Origin of the sequence: Streptomyces sp. SP18CS02, assembly GCF_036322365.1 — a bacterium.
Taxonomy (GTDB): domain Bacteria; phylum Actinomycetota; class Actinomycetes; order Streptomycetales; family Streptomycetaceae; genus Streptomyces.
This window is the reverse complement of record NZ_JAQYXC010000081.1, coordinates 1-310: the sequence shown is the minus strand read 5'-3', so window position 1 is coordinate 310 and position 310 is coordinate 1. Positions and strand designations below refer to the sequence as shown.

At 37.1% G+C, this 310-nt stretch carries 1 protein-coding gene; it reads left to right on the top strand.

The annotated features are described in order from the left end of the window. Window positions 1-68: 68 nt before the first annotated feature. The coding region (locus PUR26_RS34505; protein ID WP_329868084.1) for a hypothetical protein at window positions 69-310 on the top strand (242 nt) is incomplete at its 3' end.

The following is a 310-nucleotide window of genomic DNA, read 5'->3' as shown; positions in this document are numbered from 1 at the left end:
GGGGCGGGGTGCGGGTTGTGGTTGTGTGGGGGGGGGGGGTGGGTTTTGGGTTGTGACGGTGTTTGTGAGTGTGGGGGGGGGGTGTTTGTGTTTTTTTTTTTTGGTTTTTTTTTTTGGTTTTTTTTTTGTTTTTTTTTTTTTTTTTTTGTTTTTTTTTGGTGGGGGTTTTTTTTTTTTTTGGGGGGGGTGTGTGTTTTTTTTTTTTTGTTTTTTTTTTTTTTTTTTTGTTGGTTTTTTTTTTTGTTGGTGGGGTGGGGGGGGTTGGTTGTTTTTTTGTTTTTTTTTTTTTTTTTGTGTGTTTTTGGGCTTG